Source organism: Kribbella sp. NBC_00709 (assembly GCF_036226565.1).
Taxonomy (GTDB): Bacteria; Actinomycetota; Actinomycetes; order Propionibacteriales; family Kribbellaceae; genus Kribbella.
In genome coordinates, this window is the sequence record NZ_CP108996.1 from 5,143,916 (window position 1) to 5,162,149 (window position 18,234).

Sequence of the window (18,234 nt, forward strand, 5' to 3'; positions counted from 1 at the left end):
GGCGGCAACCGCCGGGCCCGGCCGCGAGAGATGGGTGGACGGTCTGATCGCCAAGGAGGCTGTATGAACGACGTCCTGCTCGAGATGCGGGGCATCACCAAGCGATTCCCCGGTGTGAAAGCTCTCGAGGACGTCTCGCTCGCCGTCCGGCGCGGGGAGATCCACGCGATCTGCGGAGAGAACGGCGCCGGCAAGTCGACGTTGATGAAGGTGCTGTCGGGCGTCTACCCGACCGGGAGTTACGACGGCGAGATCAGGCTGGACGGCCAGGCCGTCCACTTCGCCGGCATCCGCGGCAGCGAAGCCGTCGGCATCGTCATCATCCACCAGGAGCTGGCCCTGGTGCCGTACCTGTCGATCGCGGAGAACATCTTTCTCGGCAACGAGCGTCGCGGGCGCGGCGGGCTGATCGACTGGAACCGGACCAACGCCGAGGCACGCGAGCTGCTGACGTCGGTCGGACTCGACGAGAATCCGGTCTCGCCGGTGATCCAGCTCGGTGTCGGCAAGCAGCAGCTGGTCGAGATCGCGAAGGCGTTGTCGAAGGATGTCCGGTTGCTGATCCTCGACGAGCCGACCGCGGCGCTCAACGACGTCGACTCGGCCCACCTGCTCAACCTGCTCCGGCAGCTGCGGGACCGCGGGATCACCTGCATCATGATCTCCCACAAGCTGAGCGAGATCACCGCGGTCGCCGACTCCACCACGGTGATCCGCGACGGTCGCACGGTCGAGACGCTCGACATGACCTCGGGCGACGTCACCCAGGAGCGGATCATCCGCGGCATGGTGGGCCGCGACCTCGACAGCTTCTATCCGGACCGGGTCTCCGAGCCGGGTCCCGAAGTACTGCGGATCGAGGACTGGACGGTGTGGCATCCGATCCAGCAGCGGCTGGTCGTCGACGGCGCTTCGCTCAACGTCCGGGCCGGCGAGGTCGTCGGCATCGCCGGCCTGATGGGCGCGGGACGCACCGAACTCGCGATGAGCGTCTTCGGGCGCGCGTACGGACGCAACATCAGCGGCCGGTTGTACCTCCACGGCAAGGAGGTCCGGGCCCGGAGCGTCGCCGAGGCGATCTCGAACGGGATCGCCTACGCCACCGAGGATCGCAAGCGGTACGGGCTGAACCTGATCGCCGACGTCCGTGCGAACGTCTCCGCCGCCGCGCTCGGCAAGCTGGCCCGGGCCGGCTGGATCAACGGCAACGAGGAGATCAAGGTCGCCGAGCAGGGCCGCCGCGACATGAACATCAAGACGCGCACCGTGCTGGACACCGTCGGCACCCTGTCCGGCGGCAACCAGCAGAAGGTCGTGCTGTCCAAGTGGCTCTTCACGGATCCGGAGGTGCTCATCCTCGACGAGCCGACCCGCGGTATCGACGTCGGAGCCAAGTTCGAGATCTACACGATCATCAACCGCCTGGTGGCACAGGGGAAGGCGGTCATCGTGATCTCCTCCGAGCTCCCCGAACTACTCGGGATGTGCGACCGGATCTACACCCTGTCGGCCGGACGGATCACCGGCGAGCTGCCGGTGGCCGAGGCAACCCAGGAAAACCTGATGGCGCTCATGACGAAGGAGAAGGAGCTCGCCGGATGACCAGCACCAAGCCTTCCGTACCGACGGAACCGGCATCAGCAGAGAGCGCCTCCGCCGCCGCGCTGCACGTCGGCACCAGCGACCCGCTCACCCTGATCATGCGCAACCTGCGGCAGAGCGGCATCTACATCGCGTTCGTCGTGATCGTGGCGCTGTTCGCCTTCATGACCGACGGCGTCCTGCTCAGCCCGGGCAACATCACCAACATCGTGCTGCAGTACTCCTACATCTTGGTACTGGCGATCGGCATGGTGATCCTGATCATCGCCGGTCATATCGATCTGTCGGTCGGGTCGATCGTCGCCCTGACGGGCGCGGTGTCCGCCGTACTGGTCATCCAGCACGGACAGCCGTGGTGGATCGGCGTGGTGGCAGCCGTAGCGGTAGGCATCGCGGTCGGCGCCTGGCAAGGCTTCTGGGTGGCGTACGTCGGCATGCCCGCGTTCATCGTGACGCTGGCGGGGATGCTGCTGTTCCGGGGCCTGACGCTGCAGGTCCTGGACAACGTGTCGTTGTCGCCGTTCCCGGCCGAGTACCAGAAGGTTGCCAGCGGCTTCCTGAACGGCCTGATGGGCGGGGACGGTTACGACGCGTTCACGCTGCTGATCGCCGGGATCGCGGTCGCCGGGTACGCGGTCGGTGTGTTCCGCACCCGGTTGGCGCGGATCCGCTACGAGCAGCCGGTGGAGTCGTTCCCGCTGTTCGTCACCCGCGTGCTGGTGGTCGCCGCGGTCGTCATGTACTTCGCCTGGCAACTGGCCCACGCCCGCGGACTGCCGATCGTCCTGATCATTCTGGCCGCCCTCGTGATCGCCTACGGACTGATGACGAACAACACCGTCTTCGGCCGCCAGGTCTACGCCATCGGCGGCAATCTGTCGGCCGCGATGCTGTCCGGCGTGAAGGTCCGCAAGGTCAACTTCTGGATCTTCGTCAACATGGGATTCCTGGCCGGGATCGCCGGTGTCATCTACTCGTCGCGGTCCAACGGCGCCCAGCCCGCCGCCGGGAACATGTTCGAGCTCGACGCGATCGCGGCGGCGTTCATCGGCGGCGCGGCCGTCGCGGGCGGCGTCGGCACGGTGGTCGGGGCGATGGTCGGCGGTCTGATCATGGCGGTGATGAGTAACGGTATGCAGTTGATGGGTGTCGAGCAGTCGACCCAGTCGGTCGTGAAGGGCCTGGTACTGCTGCTGGCCGTTGCCTTCGACATCTACAACAAGCGCCGCGCCGGTGCCGCCCGCTGACTACTATCTTCCCATGGCTAGAGCGAGCGAAGGTCTCGGACGAGCGCCGAGCATGACGGATGTGGCCGCCGCGGCCGGCGTCTCGCACCAGACCGTGTCTCGCGTGCTGAACGGATCGGAGCTGGTTCGGGCCGAGACGCGTGCCCGCGTGCTCGCGGCGATCGCGGAGCTGGGCTACCGGCGCAACAACGCAGCCCGGCTGCTCGTGACGAACAGATCGCACCGCATCGGGATGATCTCGGCCCACCTGGTTCTCCACGGGCCCAGCATGATCGCGGTGTCGGTCCAGGACGCCGGCCACAAGGCGGGGTACGACGTCTCACTGGTCGCTGTCGAGGACTTCTCCTCGCAGTCACTGCGGGAGGCTGTCGATCGCCTGCTCGACGAGGCTGTCGAGGCGATCGTCGTCGCCGTTGCCCATCGGCAGGCACTCGAGCAGGTCAGCTCTCTCGAGGTGCCCGTCCCCATGATCGTCGTTCAGGGCGTGAGCGACGGACAGCCCATGGCGGTCGGAATCGAGCAGGAGGTGGGTGCCCGCCTGGCGGTGGAGCATCTGCTCGACCTCGGCCACCGTCATGTCGCCCATGTCACCGGACCGCTGGAGTGGGTGGAGGCCGGCCAGCGGCGCGCGGGCTGGCAACATGCGCACGAGGATCGGCACGTTCTGCCGGGACCGGAGCTGGCCGGCGACTGGTCGCCGAAGAGCGGTTACGAGGCGGGTCTGCGGATCGCGGAGGATCCCGATGTGACTGCGGTCTTCGCGGCCAACGACGGAATGGCGATGGGCCTGATGTACGCCCTGCACGAGAAGGGCCGCGACGTGCCCGGCGAGATCAGTGTGGTCGGATTCGACAACGTGCCGGAGGCGCCGTACGTCTGGCCGGCGCTGACAACGGTCAACCAGGAGTTCTCCCTGCTCGGCCGGCGTGCTGTCGAACTGACCCTGCAGGCACTCGCCGGGGACGCCGATCCGTCGACCCAGCTGATCCGTCCCGCATTGGTCGTCCGCGACTCCACAGCGGCGCCTCGTCCGATCGTCCGCGAGCGCTAACATCGGACGTCCGTTCCCGGACCTCCGTCCTTGACAACAAAGAATGTTAGCGCTCACAATTTCGTCTCATGAGCCCTGCCGAACAGTTCGTTGTCGGAGTCGACTTCGGGACGCTGTCCGGTCGCGCCGTCGTCGTCCGGGTCTCCGACGGGGCCGAGCTCGGCGCCGGCGTGCACGAGTACGCGCATGCGGTGATCGACGACCAGCTGCCGGCGACAGGCCGGCGACTGCCGCCGGAGTGGGCGCTGCAGGTCCCCGACGACTACCGCGACGTACTGCGCATCGCCGTACCCGCCGCCGTCGCCGCGGCCGGGATCGACCCGGCGCGAGTGATCGGGATCGCCACCGACTTCACCGCCTGCACGATGGTGCCCTGCCTCGGCGACGGCACGCCGCTGAACGAGGTCGACGGGCTCGCGGACCGGCCGCACGCCTACGTCAAGCTCTGGAAGCACCACGCGGCACAGCCGCAGGCCGATCGCATCAACGAGCTCGCGCGCGAGCGGAGCGAGAGCTGGCTGCCGCGGTACGGCGGACTGATCTCGTCGGAGTGGGAGTTCGCCAAGGCCCTGCAGTTGTTCGAGGAGGACCGCCCGCTCTACGACCGGATGGAGCACTGGGTCGAGGCGGCCGACTGGATCGTGTGGCAGTTGTGCGGGCGCTACGTCCGCAACGCCTGTACGGCGGGTTACAAGGGCATCCTGCAGGACGGCAGGTATCCGTCGACCGACTTCCTCGAGCAGCTCGCGCCCGGCTTCGGCGGGTTCGTCGCCGACAAGCTCGAACATCCGATCGGCCAGCTCGGCTCCGCTGCCGGCCGGCTGACCGCCGAGGCATCGGCGTGGACCGGCCTGCCGGAGGGCATAGCGGTGGCCGTCGGGAACGTCGACGCCCACGTGACAGCTCCCGCAGCGCAGGCCGTGGACGCGGGGCAGATGGTCGCGATCATGGGTACGTCGACCTGTCACGTCATGAGCGCGGATGCGCTGCGCGAGCTGCCCGGGATGTGCGGCGTTGTCGATGGCGGCATCATCGCGGGCCGCTGGGGCTACGAGGCCGGGCAGAGCGGTGTCGGCGACATCTTCGGCTGGTTCGTCGACAACGCCGTACCGCCCGCGTATCACGAAGCCGCGGCCGCTGCGGGGGAGTCGCTGCACGAGCACCTGACCCGACTCGCCGCCGGCCAGGCCGTGGGCGAGCACGGACTGGTCGCGCTCGACTGGCACAGCGGCAACCGGTCGGTGCTCGTCGATCACGAGCTCTCAGGCCTGATCGTCGGGCAGACGCTGGCGACCCGTCCCGAGGACTCCTACCGGGCGTTGCTCGAGGCAACGGCATTCGGGACCCGCGTGATCACCGAGACGTTCGGCGACAGCGGCGTACCGGTGCAGGAGCTGATCATCGCCGGCGGGCTGGCGAAGAACGCGTTGCTGATGCAGATCTACGCCGATGTCACCAGACTTCCGCTCTCGATCATCGACTCCGAACAGGGACCGGCGCTCGGCTCGGCCATCCACGCCGCCGTCGCCGCGGGCGCCTACCCCGACGTCCCGGCAGCAGCCAAGAACATGGGCAAGGTCAGACGCGGCGTACACCTGCCCGACGAGCAGCGCGCCAGAGCCTACGACCAGCTGTTCGACCTGTACCTCGAACTGCACGATTACTTCGGGCGGCACACCCGGCTGATGCGCAAGCTCAAGTCGATCCGGCGTACTGCCCTGGAGGCCGGATGAGCGCGATCGCGGAGGTCGCCGACACGCTCACCCGGTTGCGGACCGAGGTGGCTCAGCTCCACGCGCACCTGCCGGCGTACGGGCTGGTGGTCTGGACTGCGGGCAATGTCTCCGCCCGGGTGCCCGGGCACGACCTGATGGTGATCAAGCCGAGCGGGGTCGCGTACGAGGACCTGACACCCGGCAACATGGTCGTCTGCGATCTCGACGGCCGGGTCGTCGACGGTGAGCACGCGCCGTCCTCGGACACCGAGGCGCAGGCGTACGTCTACCGGGAGCTGCCGCACGTCGGCGGCGTGGTCCACACGCATTCGCCGTACGCCGTCGCGTGGGCCGCCCGGGGCGAGTCGATCCCGTGTGTCACGACGATGTGCGCCGACGAGTTCGGCGGCGCGATCCCGGTCGGGCCGTTCGCGATCATCGGGGACGACTCGATCGGCCGGGGCATCGTCGAGACGCTCCGCGGCTCGCGCTCGCCCGCGGTGCTGATGCAGAACCACGGCGTCTTCACGATCGGGCCGACGGCCAAGGCCGCGGTCAAGGCGGCGGTCATGTGCGAGGACGTCGCCCGCACCGTGCACCTCGCCCGCCAGCTCGGTGAGCCGATCCCGATCGAGCCGGCCTCCGTCGACCGCCTCTTCGATCGCTACCAGAACGTCTACGGACAACGATGACCGCTGGAAGGACCACATGGCTGTGAACACCACCGGGACCGCTCGAGAGGTCTGGTTCCTCACCGGCAGCCAGGGCCTGTACGGTCCGGGCACGCTCGAGCAGGTCGCCGAACAGTCCCAGGCCGTCGCCAAGCGGCTCGCCGGCGCGAACCTGCCGGTGGAGATCGTCTGGAAGCCGGTGCTGCTCGACGCCGGCGCGATCCACCGGCAGATGCTCGAGGCGAACAGCACGCCGGGGTGCGTCGGGGTGATCGCCTGGATGCACACCTTCTCGCCCGCGAAGATGTGGATCGCTGGGCTCGACGCGCTGCGCAAGCCGTTGCTGCACCTGCACACGCAGGCCAACGTCGCGTTGCCATGGGCAACGATCGACATGGACTTCATGAACCTCAACCAGGCCGCCCACGGCGACCGGGAGTTCGGCTACATCCAGTCCCGCTTGCAGGTGCCGCGCAAGACTGTCGCCGGGCACGTCGAGTCGCGGACCGTGCAGGAGCGGGTCGGGCACTGGGCGCGTGCCGCGCTGGGCGTCGCGGAACTGCGATCCCTCAAGCTCGCCCGGTTCGGTGACAACATGCGCGATGTCGCGGTCACCGAGGGGGACAAGGTCGAGGCGCAGCTGCGGTTCGGCGTATCGGTCAACACCTACAGCGTCAACGAGCTCGTCGCGGCGGTCGACGGTGTGCCCGACGGCGAGATCGACCCCCTCGTGCAGGAGTACACCGACACGTACACCGTCGCGCCCGAGTTGCTGCCCGGCGGCGACCGGCACGAATCCCTGCGGTACGGCGCCCGGATCGAGCTCGGCCTGCGGTCGTTCCTGACCGACGGTGGGTTCGGAGCGTTCACCTCCAACTTCGAGGATCTGGGCGGGCTCCGTCAGCTGCCCGGCCTGGCTGTGCAGAGGCTGATGGCCGACGGCTACGGGTTCGGCGGCGAGGGCGACTGGAAGACGTCGGTGCTACTACGCGCCAGCAAGGCGATGGCCGGCGGGCTACCGGGCGGCACGTCGTTCATGGAGGACTACACCTACCACCTGGTGCCCGGGGAGGAGAAGATCCTCGGCGCGCACATGCTCGAGGTGTGTCCGTCGCTCACGTCGGCCCGCCCCTCGCTGGAGATCCATCCGCTCTCCATCGGCGGACGCGAGGATCCCGTCCGGTTGCGCTTTATCGCCGACCCGGGCGCCGGCGTCGTCGTCGGGATCGCCGACCTGGGTGACCGCTTCCGGCTGACGGCGAACGTCGTACACCTGGTCGAGCCGGACGAGGCGCTCCCGCAACTGCCGGTCGCGTGTGCCGTGTGGGAGCCCGAGCCGTCGTTGGCCACATCCGCCGAGTCCTGGCTGACGGCCGGCGGGCCTCACCACACCGTCCTGACGACGGCCCTCGACCGCGAGGTGTACGAGGACTTCGCCGACATGCTGTCCGTCGAGCTGGCTGTCATCGACGCCTCGACCACCGTGCGCGAGTTCCAGCGTGAACTGCACTGGAACGACGTCTACCACCGACTCACCAGAGCCGGCGCCCGCTGATGTCCGGGAGGTAGATCGGAATGTCGATGGCCGGAGTGGGCGAGACGGTCGACGAACTGCGTCGCAGCGTCGCAGACCTGCAGGAGTCTGAGCTCTTCTTGTTCACGACGGCCATCGTGTCCGTGCGTCTTCCGGGCGCTGACCTCATCGTGCTCAAGCCGTCGGGCATCTCAGGCAAGAGCCTGTCGGTCGGGTCGATCGTGGTCACAGACCTGTCCGGGAAGGTGCTCGACGGCGTGCTTGCGCCGTCGTCCGGAGGTGACGCTCATGCCTACGTGTACCGGGAGTTGTCCGCGGCGCGATGCGTCGTGAACACGCGATCAACGCTGTCGCTTGCCTGGGCGGCCCGCGGAGAGCCGATCCCGCACCTGCCAGCGGTCGTGGAGGAGTTCGGTGGCGGCGTCCCGGTCGGTCCCTTCGTCTCGAGCTGGGGCGACGCCCTGGGCCGTGGAGTCGTCGACACGGTCCAGGCGACCGGGTCACCGGCTGTCCTGATGCCCAGCCAGGGGCCGTTCATCGTCGGCCCTACCGCAAGCGAGGCCGTCAGACTCGCCTTGCTGCTCGAGCAGCTGACCCGCAGACTCCATATCGCACGCCACCTCGGCACCGCCGAACCCCTCGACCCACACGACATCGACTGGCTGGGCGTCACGGCCCTTCGTCGCGGAGATAGTCCTCGACGGTGAACAGGTGGGCGGCCATCCGGGTGCGGGCCCGATCGGGATCCTGGGCGGTGAGCGCGGCGAGGATCGAGAGGTGTTCGCGGTGAGCGGTCTCGTCGGCGCCGGGCTGGGAGATGGACCGGCGCAACCGGTCGCGCATCGTCCGTCCACCCAGCGCGTTGATCAGTGCCGCCAGCACCGGATTGTCGGCGGCCTCCGCGATGATGCGGTGGAAGGCGATGTCGTTCTCGATCACGGTCTCGTGGTTGGGTTCGACGAGCGTGAGTTCGGACTCGTTGTGGCGCAACAGTTCGGCGGCGGCTTCGAGGTCCGCCGGTCCGATCTGTCGTGCCGCGAGGGCAGCGGCCTCGGTCTCGAGGACGCGTCGTACCGCGTGCAGATGAGGTGTCCCACTGCCGTGCTGCAGGTCGACGACGAAACCGATCGGTGCGAGCAGCATCGACGGATCCAGCGTGGTGACGTAGGTGCCGTCACCCTGCCTGGTCTCGAGCACGCCCATCATCGACAGCGCCCGGACCCCTTCGCGCAGCGGGTTCCTGGACACGCCGAAGGCCGCGGCGAGGTCCTTCTCGACGGGTAGCCGATCGCCCGGCCGGAGCCGGCCCTCGACGATCAGCTGCCGGATGCTCTCCACGACGACGTCGGTTTGCGACACGCCGGGGGTGCGAGCCGGCTGGGCCACCTTGCCGGTGGTCATGGAAGAAGGTCCGCGCGGGACGCCCAGTAGGCCCCGTCCGGGAACTGGTAGGTCTGTAGCGACTCCCTGTACATCTCGGCACTGTAGCCGGGCGCCTGCGGGAGCACGTACGCGCCGTCGCGGATCACGCAGGATTCAACGAAGTGTTCGTGCAGGTGGTCGACGTACTCGGTGACGCGGCGGTCGAGGCTTCCCGAGACGGCAACGTAGTCGAAGATCGCGAGGTGCTGGACGAGTTCGCACAGACCGACGCCGCCCGCGTGCGGGCAGACCGGTACGTCGAACCAGGCGGCGAGCAGGTAGACCGCGAGAACCTCGTTGACGCTGCCGAGCCGGGCCGCATCGAGCTGGCAGTAGTCGAGTGCGCCGGCCTGGAACATCTGCTTGAACAGCACCCGGTTCATGCCGTGCTCTCCGGAGGCGACCCCGATCGGGGCGACGGCCTTGCGGATCGCGGCGTGCCCGAGGATGTCGTCGGGGCTGGTGGGTTCCTCGATCCACAGCGGGTTGAACTCGGCCAGGGCCTTGACCCATTCGATGGCCTGCGGCACGTCCCACACCTGGTTCGCGTCGATCATCAGGTTGCCGTCCGGCCCGAGGACCTCGCGGGCGATTCCACAGCGCCGGATGTCGTCGGCCAGATCGGCGCCGACCTTGAGTTTCACATGCTTGTAGCCGGCGGCAACGGCTTCCTCGCAGAGTCTGCGGAGCTTGGCGTCGGAGTAGCCGAGCCAGCCGGCCGACGTGGTGTAGCAGGGGTAGCCGGACGCCTCGAGCTCCGCGATTCGTTGCTTGCGGCCCGGTTCTTTCCGTTCCAGCAGGGTGACAGCTTGGTCCGGTGTCAGGACGTCGCTGAGGTACCGCAGGTCGGCGGCCTCGACGAGTTGTTCGGGTGACATGTCGGCCAGCAGCCGCCACAGCGGTACGCCGGCCCTTCGGGCGGCCAGGTCCCACACGGCGTTCATGACCGCTGCCAGGGCCAGATGGATGACGCCCTTGTCCGGGCCGAGCCAGCGCAACTGGCTGTCCGACTGCAGTTCCCGGTAGACGCCGCCGAGGTTGGCGCACAGTTCGTCGATGTCTCGACCGACCAGCGGGACGGCGCGCTGCTCCGCCGCGGCGACGCACAGGTCGGTGCCGCGGCCGATGGTGAAGGTGAAGCCGTACCCCGACAACGACGGGTCATCGGTGTGCAGGACGACGTACGCCGCCGAGTGGTCGCCGTCCTTGTTCATCGCGTCGGATCCGTCGCTGGTCAGCGAGGTCGGGAAGCGGACATCGACGACCTCCACCGAGGTGATGCGTGGCATGGCGGGCCTCAGATCAGTGATAGATGGGATCTTTTCCTACTTTGATGGCGTTCAGTATGGACCGTCGTGGGCGCGAGCGCTACGATCCCGGCAATTCATAGGATTAATACCTCGTCGTCTCGACGGAGGGCTTTGGTATGGGCAACCTGGTGAGCTCGGACCGTTTCGGCACCCGGCGGCTGCTGTACGAGCGGCCTGCCGAACGCTGGCTGGAGGCGTTGCCGGTCGGCAACGGCCGGATCGGGGCGATGTGCTTCGGTGGTGTCGGCAGCGACCGGATCGGGCTGAACGACGAGACGTTGTGGTCGGGCGGTCCGGAGACGGCCCGGCTGCTGTCGGAGCCGCTCGGTGCGATCGGTGCCGAGGCAGTGCAGGAGGTGCGTGCGGCGCTGGCCGCCGGCGACATCCGGCGCGCTCACGAATTGGCCGGCGGCTTCCATTCCGGCTATTCGCAGGCGTATCTGCCGCTCGGCGATCTGCTGCTCGACATCACGATCGACGGCTCCGCACCGGCTGAGGCATCGCGGTACGGCAGGCAACTGGATCTGGACACCGCGACCGCGCTGACGGAGTACGAGGTCGGGGGAGTGACTGTTCGGCAGGAAGTGTTCGTGAGTGCGCCGGCCGGGGTGCTCGTCGTTCGCATGACGGTGTCGAAGCCGGGCGCACTCGGCGTCACGTCGCGGCTCACGTCACAGCTGCCTTCGCGACCGCATGTCGCCGGTGACGGTCTTGGACTGCTGTTGCAAGCGCCGGCCGACGTCGCGCCTCCGCATCGTGACGTGCCGGAGCCGATCAGGTACTCCGACGGCCCGGACCGCGGCATGGCGGCAGCCGTCGCGTTGCGCGCGCACACCGATGGCGACGTACGCGCCGACGAGAAAGGCCTTGTGGTCGCCGGCGCGACAGAGCTGACCCTGGTCCTGTCCACCGCGACCGGGTACGACGGCCCGTCGACCGTGCCGACGCGGACGGCTGAGGACTGCTGGACGATCGCTGACGAGCGCGTTCTCACCGCGTTGGTTCGTGAGTACGGCGACCTCGTGGCCGAGCACACCGACGACCACCAGGCATTGTTCCGTCGCGCGACGCTCGAGCTGGCCGGTCCTCCCGACGTTGCGGACCTGCCGACCGATACGCGATTGACCCAGCACGGTGACGATCCCGCATTGGCTGCGCTGGTGTTCAACTACGGCCGCTACCTGATGATCGCGAGCTCGCGTCCGGGTGGGCTGCCGACCAACTTGCAAGGCATCTGGAACGACATCCTCCGGCCGCCGTGGAGCAGCAATTTCACGGTCAACATCAACACCGAGATGAACTACTGGCCGGCCGAGACCACGGGCTTGCCCGAGTGTCACGAACCACTGCTCGACTACCTCGAGCACCTCGCCGTGGCAGGCCGTCGTACTGCGGAGGAGCGGTACGGATGCGGTGGGTGGACGGCGCATCACAACGCGGACGCCTGGTGCTGGACGCTCCCCGTCGAGGGCGACCCCCGGTGGTCCAACTGGCCGATGGCCGGGGCGTGGCTGGTCCGCCACCTCTGGGACCACTACGCGTTCACTGGCGACCTGGAGTTCCTGGGCCGCGCGTGGCCGATCCTCCGGGGCGCGGCGGAGTTCTGTCTGGACTGGCTGGTGGAGCTGCCGGACGGGAGTCTCGGTACGTCGCCCTCGACGTCACCGGAGAACGACTACCTGGCCGGGGACGGCAGGCCCGCGTCCGTCACGGTCTCCTCGACGATGGATCTCGCGCTGATCGCGGACGTGTTCGACCGATCTGCGCAGACCGCCGGACTCCTCGGGTTGATCGATCCACTGGTGGACCGTCTGGTGCTGGCTCGCAAGCGGATCCCGGAGCCTTCGATCGGTGGCCGGGGGCAACTGCAGGAGTGGTCCGCGGACCTGCCCGAGGAGGACCCGCACCACCGCCACATGTCCCACCTGGTGGGCCTCCACCCCGGCGACGCGATCACCCCGGACGGTACGCCGGTCCTCGCCGCGGCCGCGGCACGAACCCTCGACCTGCGCGGTGATCGCGCCACCGGCTGGTCGCTCGCCTGGAAGATCAACCTGCGGGCCCGGCTGCGGGACGCAGCTGCCGCGCATCGGCTGGTGCTGGCCTTTCTGAGCCCGGCCGACGACACGTCGACCGACTACGTGGGCGGCGGCGCCGGCGTGTACCCGAACCTGTTCTGCGCACATCCGCCGTTCCAGATCGACGGCAACTTCGGCGCGACCGCCGGTATCGCGGAAATGCTGCTGCAGAGCCGCACCGACGAGATCGAGGTCCTGCCGGCCCGGCCGGACGCGTGGCCGACCGGTCGCGTCACCGGGCTCCGCGCCCGCGGAGGCCTCACAGTCGACATCGCCTGGAGCGCCGACGGCGTCGAGCTGGTGCTCACCGCGGACCGCGACCAGGACCGCGTCATCCGGTACCGGGACGAGCGGTTCGCAGTACAGCTGAATGCCCACACAGCCCACCGTCTCAGCCTGAGCTGACCAGGCCGAGAGAGGAGGAGACCCCTGATGGCAGTCCTGACGAGCATCCCGCCACCTGCCGGTGAGACGCCGGTCCGGCCGCGACGGCGTCGTCGCGAACGCACCACCGTCGCCGGCCTTCGGCGCAGCCTGCAGCGGCACTGGACGCTGTACCTGCTGATGGTCGTGCCGCTGATCTGGTTCGCGGTGTTCAAGTACATCCCGATGTCCAACGCGGTGCTGGCGTTCAAGAACTACAACGTGATCAAGGGCATCTGGGGGAGTCCCTGGGTGGGGTGGCAGAACTTCGAGTTGTTCTTCCACAACCCGGTGTTCTGGACCCTGGTGAAGAACACCTTCGTGCTGTCGGTCTACACCGTGGCGGCCAGCTTCCCGATCGCGATCATCCTTGCGCTGGCGCTCAACGAGGTCCGCAACGGCATCTTCAAGCGAACCGTCCAGCTGGTCACCTACGCGCCGTACTTCATCTCGACCGTCGTTGTCGTGTCGATGACGATCCTGGTGCTGTCGCCGCGGCTCGGCATCGTCAACGAGGGCCTGGGCTTCTTCGGCGTACCGTCGGTCGACTTCCTCGGCAACCCGGACTACTTCCGGCACATCTACGTCTGGTCCGACGTCTGGCAGACCACCGGGTACTCCGCGGTGATCTACCTGGCCGCGCTGTCCGGCATCGATCCGGCCCTGCACGAGTCGGCCAAGATCGACGGTGCCAGCCGGCTGCAGCGGATCCGGCACGTGGATCTGCCGGGCATCATGCCGACCGCGGTGATCATCCTGGTCCTTGCTGTCGGCAACATCATGGCGATCGGCTTCGAGAAGGCGTTCCTGCTGCAGAACCCGCTCAACCTGAGCGAGTCCGAGATCATCGCCACCTACGTGTACAAGACGGGTCTGCTGAACGCCGACTTCAGCGGCGCCACTGCGATCGGCCTGTTCAACTCGGTCATCAACCTGGGGCTGCTGCTGATGGTCAACATGATCGCCAAGCGGATCACCGGGAACGGATTGTGGTCATGAGCGTTCAGACTGAGGCAAGAACGTTGCCGGGTAAGAGAGAAGGGCGTCGTGCGACGCGTGCACGCAGGATCCGGGAGCCGCGCACGGACCGCTGGTTCATGTTCTGCGTGTACCTGCTGCTGGCGGTGCTGCTCGCGGTCGTGCTGCTGCCGCTGTTGTACATCGTGGCGAGCTCGTTCAGCAGTCCCGAGGCGGTGTCGGGGGGCCGGGTGCTGCTCTGGCCGGTGGACTTCTCGCTGCGCGGCTATCACGCGGTGTTCGCCAACCCGCAGGTGATCCAGGGCTACGTGAACTCGTTGTTCTACACCGTCGTCGGCACGATCGTCAGTGTCACGATGACGATCGCGATCGCCTATCCACTGTCCCGCCGTACGCTGGTCGGCCGCAATGTCGTGATGACGCTGATCCTGTTCACGATGCTGTTCACGGGCGGCCTGATCCCGACGTACCTGGTGGTGCAGTCGGCCGGGCTGCTGGACACGCGGTGGGCGCTGATCATCCCGCAGGCGATCGGGGTCTGGCAGGTCATCATCGCCCGCACGTACTTCCGGACCGCGATCCCCGACGAGCTGGTCGAGGCCTCGCAGCTGGACGGTTGCGGCGATCTGCGGTTCCTGTGGTCGGTGGTGATCCCGCTGGCCAAGCCGATGATCGCGGTGGTCGCGTTGATGTACGCGATCATGCAGTGGAACTCGTACTTCGACGCGCTGATCTACCTGAAGAACCCGGACCTGTTCCCGCTGCAGCTTGTCCTGCGCAACATCCTGATCCTGAACACGACCGGGGGCGGAGCCGTCGACGCCTCGGTCATGCTGCAGCGTCAGCAGATGGCCGATCTGCTCAAGTACTCGCTGATCGTGGTCGCGAGTGTGCCGGTGCTGCTGATCTACCCGTTCGTCGCCCGCTATTTCACCAAGGGAATCCTGATCGGCGCCGTCAAGGGCTGATCCTCCGCAGCATCTCAACCCCTGTGAGGGAACACATGTCTCTACACCTCGGAAAGAGGGGGCAGGCCGCGATCGTCGGCCTGAGCCTCCTGTCACTCGCGCTCGCGGCCTGCTCGGGCGGCAAGGCGGACGACACCCAAGGCAAGCCGTTGCCCACGATCACCGGGAATCCTCCGGTCACGCTGAACGTCTTTGCGCCCCAATCGGCCGACTGGAACCTGGCCACCAACGACTTCACGAACGCGGTGAAGCAGAAGTTCAACATCACCATCAAGTGGCAGACCACGACGTTCGACGGCGGGCCGGCGAAGGAGAAGCGGCAGATCTCCCTGGCCAGTGGCGACTATCCCGACCTGTACCTGCTGATCCCGTGGGTCGACCAGTTCAGCCAGGCAGATCTGCTGAAGCTGTCGAACCAGGGTGTCGTCGTACCGCTGAACCAGCTGATCGATCAGTACGCGCCCACTATCAAGAAGGCCCTGGACACGTCTCCGGGGTACAAGGAGATGGCGACGGCTCCGGACGGCAAGATCTACGGTATGCCGCAGTGGGTCGACTGCTTCCACTGCTCGTACCAGGACAAGCTGTGGATGAACTCGACGTGGCTGAAGAAGCTCGGCCTGCAGCAGCCGAAGACCACCGAGGACATGCGTAAGGTCCTGCAGGCGTTCAAGACCCAGGACCCGAACGGCAACGGCAAGGCGGACGAGATCCCGCTGAGCGCCGACGTCCGCGACGTGCTGATCCCGTACTTCATGAACGCCTTCATCTACGACCCGCAGGGCACCAGCGGCAACAACAACTCGACGCTGGTGCTGAAGGACGGCAAGGTCGATCTCCAGGCGAACAAGGACGGCTGGCGCGAAGGCCTGCGCTACCTGAACTCCCTCTACAAGGAGGGCCTGATCGACAAGGGCGCGTTCACGCAGAACCCCGACGCCTTGTCGCAGCAGGGCAACCATGCCGGCTCGGTGATCCTCGGCTCCGCGACCGTCCTGCACCCGGGCGAGTTCGTGACGACCGGTTCGCCGGACGGGCGTGACAAGCAGTACGACGCCGTACCGCCGCTGACCGGCCCCGAGGGCGCGAACTACACCGGCTACAACTTCCCGAGCGTGCCCGGCGCCACCTTCGTGCTGACGAACAAGGCGACCCCGGAGAAGCAGATCGCGGCGATCAAGCTGCTCGACTACATCTTCACCGACGACGGCCAGATCAACGGCCAGTTCGGCACCGAGGGCAAGACCTGGACCAAGCCGGCCTCCGGGGACGTCGCACTCGACAAGTCGCTCAAGCCGATCTTCAAGCAGATCCCGCAGAAGGTCGGGTCGAAGCCGCCGAACTCCGGGTGGGGCGCGTTGGCGCAGTACAACAACACCGCGACCTTCCGGAACTCCGAGGCGATCAGCACCGACCTCTACTCCCAGGCAGGCTACGAACGCCGGCTGTTCGAGGCGACGAAGCTGTACGCGGGCCATGAGGACAAGGCGCAGATCTACCCGTTCTGGAAGGTGTGGATCGAGCCGACCCTGGCCGCGGAGGTCTCGACGTTGCAGACCAACATCGAGAACTACACGCAGCAGAACGCCCTGCAGTTCATCACCGGGTCGAAGAACCTCGACTCCGACTGGGACGCCTACGTGAAGGGGCTCGACGGCCTCGGCCTGAAGCGGTACCTGGAGATCCAGCAGGCCGCCTACGACAAGGTGCCCAACAAGTAGGTCCACCCCAGGGACCGGCCGGAGTACGCCGGCCGGTCCGTCCTGATTGATCGATGAGGAGCGACCGGTGCCGTTCGACGCAACCTTCGAGTCCCTGGCCACGTTCGAGTGCCCTGACTGGTTTCGTGATGCGAAGCTCGGCATCTGGTCGCACTGGGGTCCACAGTCGGTGCCGAGGTACGGCGACTGGTACGCGCGCCACATGTATCGGCAGGGCAGCGACCAGTACCGCTACCACCTCCGCACGTACGGGCATCCGTCGGAGTTCGGCTACAAGGACGTCGTCAAGCTGTGGAAGGCGGAGCGGTTCGATCCGCACGAGCTGATGGACCGCTTCGTTGCGGCCGGCGCCCGGTACTTCGTGGCGCAGGCGGTTCACCACGACAACTTCTTCAACTACGACTCGGCCATCCACCCCTGGAACTCGGTGAAAGTCGGGCCGGGCAAGGACATCCTCGCGCTCTGGAAGGCGGCCGCCGACCAGCGCGGGCTTCCCTTCGGCATCACCGAGCATCTCGGTGCGACACTCGGATGGACGGCGGTCAACAAGGGCAGCGACAAACACGGGCGGTTCGCCGGTGTGCCGTACGACGGAACCGATCCGGCCTACCGGGACTTCTACCTGGACAACAGCCGGTACCTCCCCGCGGACGACGTCGAGGTCCAGGATCCGTGGTACTGCGACGATCCCGCCTGGCACCGGCACTGGCTCGAGGCCGTGACCGAGATGATCGACCGGTACCAGCCGGATCTCCTGTACTCCGACGGCCCGTTGCCGTTCGGGGAGATCGGCTACGAGCCCGGCCTTCGCGCGGTCGCACATCTCTACAACACCAGCGCCGGGATCCACGGGACCAACCGCGCCGTCTACCAGCAGAAGGATCGCCGGCCCGAGGTGAGCGTGGTCGGCGTGATGGACATCGAACGCAGCCAGACTCCCGGTATCCACCCCAGGACCTGGCAGACCGACACGTCGGTCGGCGACTGGTTCTACAACGTCCGCGACGTCTACAAGACCGCCGGCCACGTGATCGAGCTGCTCGTCGACATCGTGTCGAAGAACGGGAACCTCCTGCTCAACGTGCCGCAACAGCCCGACGGCACGATCGATCTCGAATGCGAGCAACTGCTCGACGACCTCGGCGCCTGGACGAAGGTCTGCGGCGAAGGCATCTACGGCACCAGACCGTTCCGGGTCTTCGGTGAGGGCCCTTCCACCGTCGTCATCAAGGGCTTCACCGAGGACCGGGTCAGCTGGACCAGTTCCGACTACCGCTTCACCCGCCGGGACGACACCGTCTACGCATTCCAGCTTGCCTGGCCCGACGACGGGCGTGCGGTGATTCGCAGCCTCGTCGATCATGAGACAGTGACAGGTGTCCGGCTGCTCGGCCACGGCCCGGTTCCGTTCGAGCAGGCCGAGGGAATCCTGGTGGCACGGCTGCCCGAAACCCCTCCGGTCGACGTCGCCAACTGCCTTGCCCTCGACGTCCGCGCCGGCTGACGTGTGACCA

Annotated in this window: 14 protein-coding genes; 12 read left to right on the top strand and 2 right to left on the bottom strand. The window is 67.3% G+C overall.

From position 1 onward, the window contains the following. Positions 1-63: 63 nt before the first annotated feature. The 7 genes from mmsA (at position 64) to OHA18_RS25385 (ending at position 8,527) form a co-directional block, all read left to right on the top strand. Entirely contained in the window at positions 64-1,602 is a 1,539-nt protein-coding gene (mmsA, locus tag OHA18_RS25355) for a multiple monosaccharide ABC transporter ATP-binding protein (RefSeq protein ID WP_328997786.1), read from the top strand. Beyond that, the gene (gene mmsB / locus OHA18_RS25360) at positions 1,599-2,849 is read left to right on the top strand and encodes a multiple monosaccharide ABC transporter permease (protein ID WP_328997787.1); all 1,251 of its coding nucleotides are present in this window, start codon (positions 1,599-1,601) and stop codon (positions 2,847-2,849) included. The genes mmsA and mmsB overlap by 4 nt, the downstream gene beginning before the upstream one ends. Before the next feature lie 13 nt (positions 2,850-2,862). Further along, positions 2,863-3,900 (top strand): LacI family DNA-binding transcriptional regulator, encoded by a 1,038-nt coding sequence (locus OHA18_RS25365; RefSeq protein ID WP_328997788.1) that lies wholly within the window; start codon positions 2,863-2,865, stop codon positions 3,898-3,900. 68 nt (positions 3,901-3,968) lie between these two features. Beyond that, positions 3,969-5,633, top strand: a complete 1,665-nt coding sequence (gene araB, locus OHA18_RS25370) for a ribulokinase (RefSeq protein ID WP_328997789.1) — start codon at positions 3,969-3,971, stop codon at positions 5,631-5,633. Continuing rightward, on the top strand, positions 5,630-6,307 hold the full coding sequence (locus tag OHA18_RS25375; RefSeq protein ID WP_328997790.1) for an L-ribulose-5-phosphate 4-epimerase: 678 nt from the start codon (positions 5,630-5,632) through the stop codon (positions 6,305-6,307). The genes araB and OHA18_RS25375 overlap by 4 nt, the downstream gene beginning before the upstream one ends. Before the next feature lie 16 nt (positions 6,308-6,323). Next, on the top strand, positions 6,324-7,841 hold the full coding sequence (gene araA / locus OHA18_RS25380) for an L-arabinose isomerase (RefSeq protein ID WP_328997791.1): 1,518 nt from the start codon (positions 6,324-6,326) through the stop codon (positions 7,839-7,841). 20 nt (positions 7,842-7,861) lie between these two features. Beyond that, positions 7,862-8,527, top strand: a complete 666-nt coding sequence (locus OHA18_RS25385) for a class II aldolase/adducin family protein (protein WP_328997792.1) — start codon at positions 7,862-7,864, stop codon at positions 8,525-8,527. Here the strand turns inward: OHA18_RS25385 and OHA18_RS25390 are convergent. Together OHA18_RS25390 and OHA18_RS25395 are read right to left on the bottom strand one after the other, a co-directional pair. Further along, positions 8,490-9,221: a FadR/GntR family transcriptional regulator gene (locus tag OHA18_RS25390; protein WP_328997793.1), complete on the bottom strand. Its 732-nt coding sequence runs from the start codon at positions 9,219-9,221 to the stop codon at positions 8,490-8,492. The two genes, OHA18_RS25385 and OHA18_RS25390, sit on opposite strands and share 38 nt — an antisense overlap. Further along, entirely contained in the window at positions 9,218-10,531 is a 1,314-nt protein-coding gene (locus tag OHA18_RS25395) for an L-fuconate dehydratase (protein WP_328997794.1), read from the bottom strand. The genes OHA18_RS25390 and OHA18_RS25395 overlap by 4 nt, the downstream gene beginning before the upstream one ends. Positions 10,532-10,668: 137 nt before the next feature. Here OHA18_RS25395 and OHA18_RS25400 point away from each other — a divergent pair, with 137 nt between their 5' ends. The 5 genes from OHA18_RS25400 (at position 10,669) to OHA18_RS25420 (ending at position 18,224) form a co-directional block, all read left to right on the top strand. Continuing rightward, positions 10,669-13,035: a glycoside hydrolase family 95 protein gene (locus OHA18_RS25400; protein WP_328997795.1), complete on the top strand. Its 2,367-nt coding sequence runs from the start codon at positions 10,669-10,671 to the stop codon at positions 13,033-13,035. Between the two features lie 27 nt (positions 13,036-13,062). Beyond that, a complete protein-coding gene (locus OHA18_RS25405; RefSeq protein ID WP_328997796.1) occupies positions 13,063-14,052 on the top strand; it encodes an ABC transporter permease in 990 nt (329 codons plus the stop codon). Further along, positions 14,049-14,999: a carbohydrate ABC transporter permease gene (locus OHA18_RS25410; protein ID WP_328997797.1), complete on the top strand. Its 951-nt coding sequence runs from the start codon at positions 14,049-14,051 to the stop codon at positions 14,997-14,999. The genes OHA18_RS25405 and OHA18_RS25410 overlap by 4 nt, the downstream gene beginning before the upstream one ends. 35 nt (positions 15,000-15,034) lie before the next feature. Beyond that, entirely contained in the window at positions 15,035-16,720 is a 1,686-nt protein-coding gene (locus tag OHA18_RS25415; protein ID WP_328997798.1) for an ABC transporter substrate-binding protein, read from the top strand. 67 nt (positions 16,721-16,787) lie between these two features. Then, a complete protein-coding gene (locus OHA18_RS25420; protein WP_328997799.1) occupies positions 16,788-18,224 on the top strand; it encodes an alpha-L-fucosidase in 1,437 nt (478 codons plus the stop codon). Positions 18,225-18,234 lie beyond the last annotated feature (10 nt).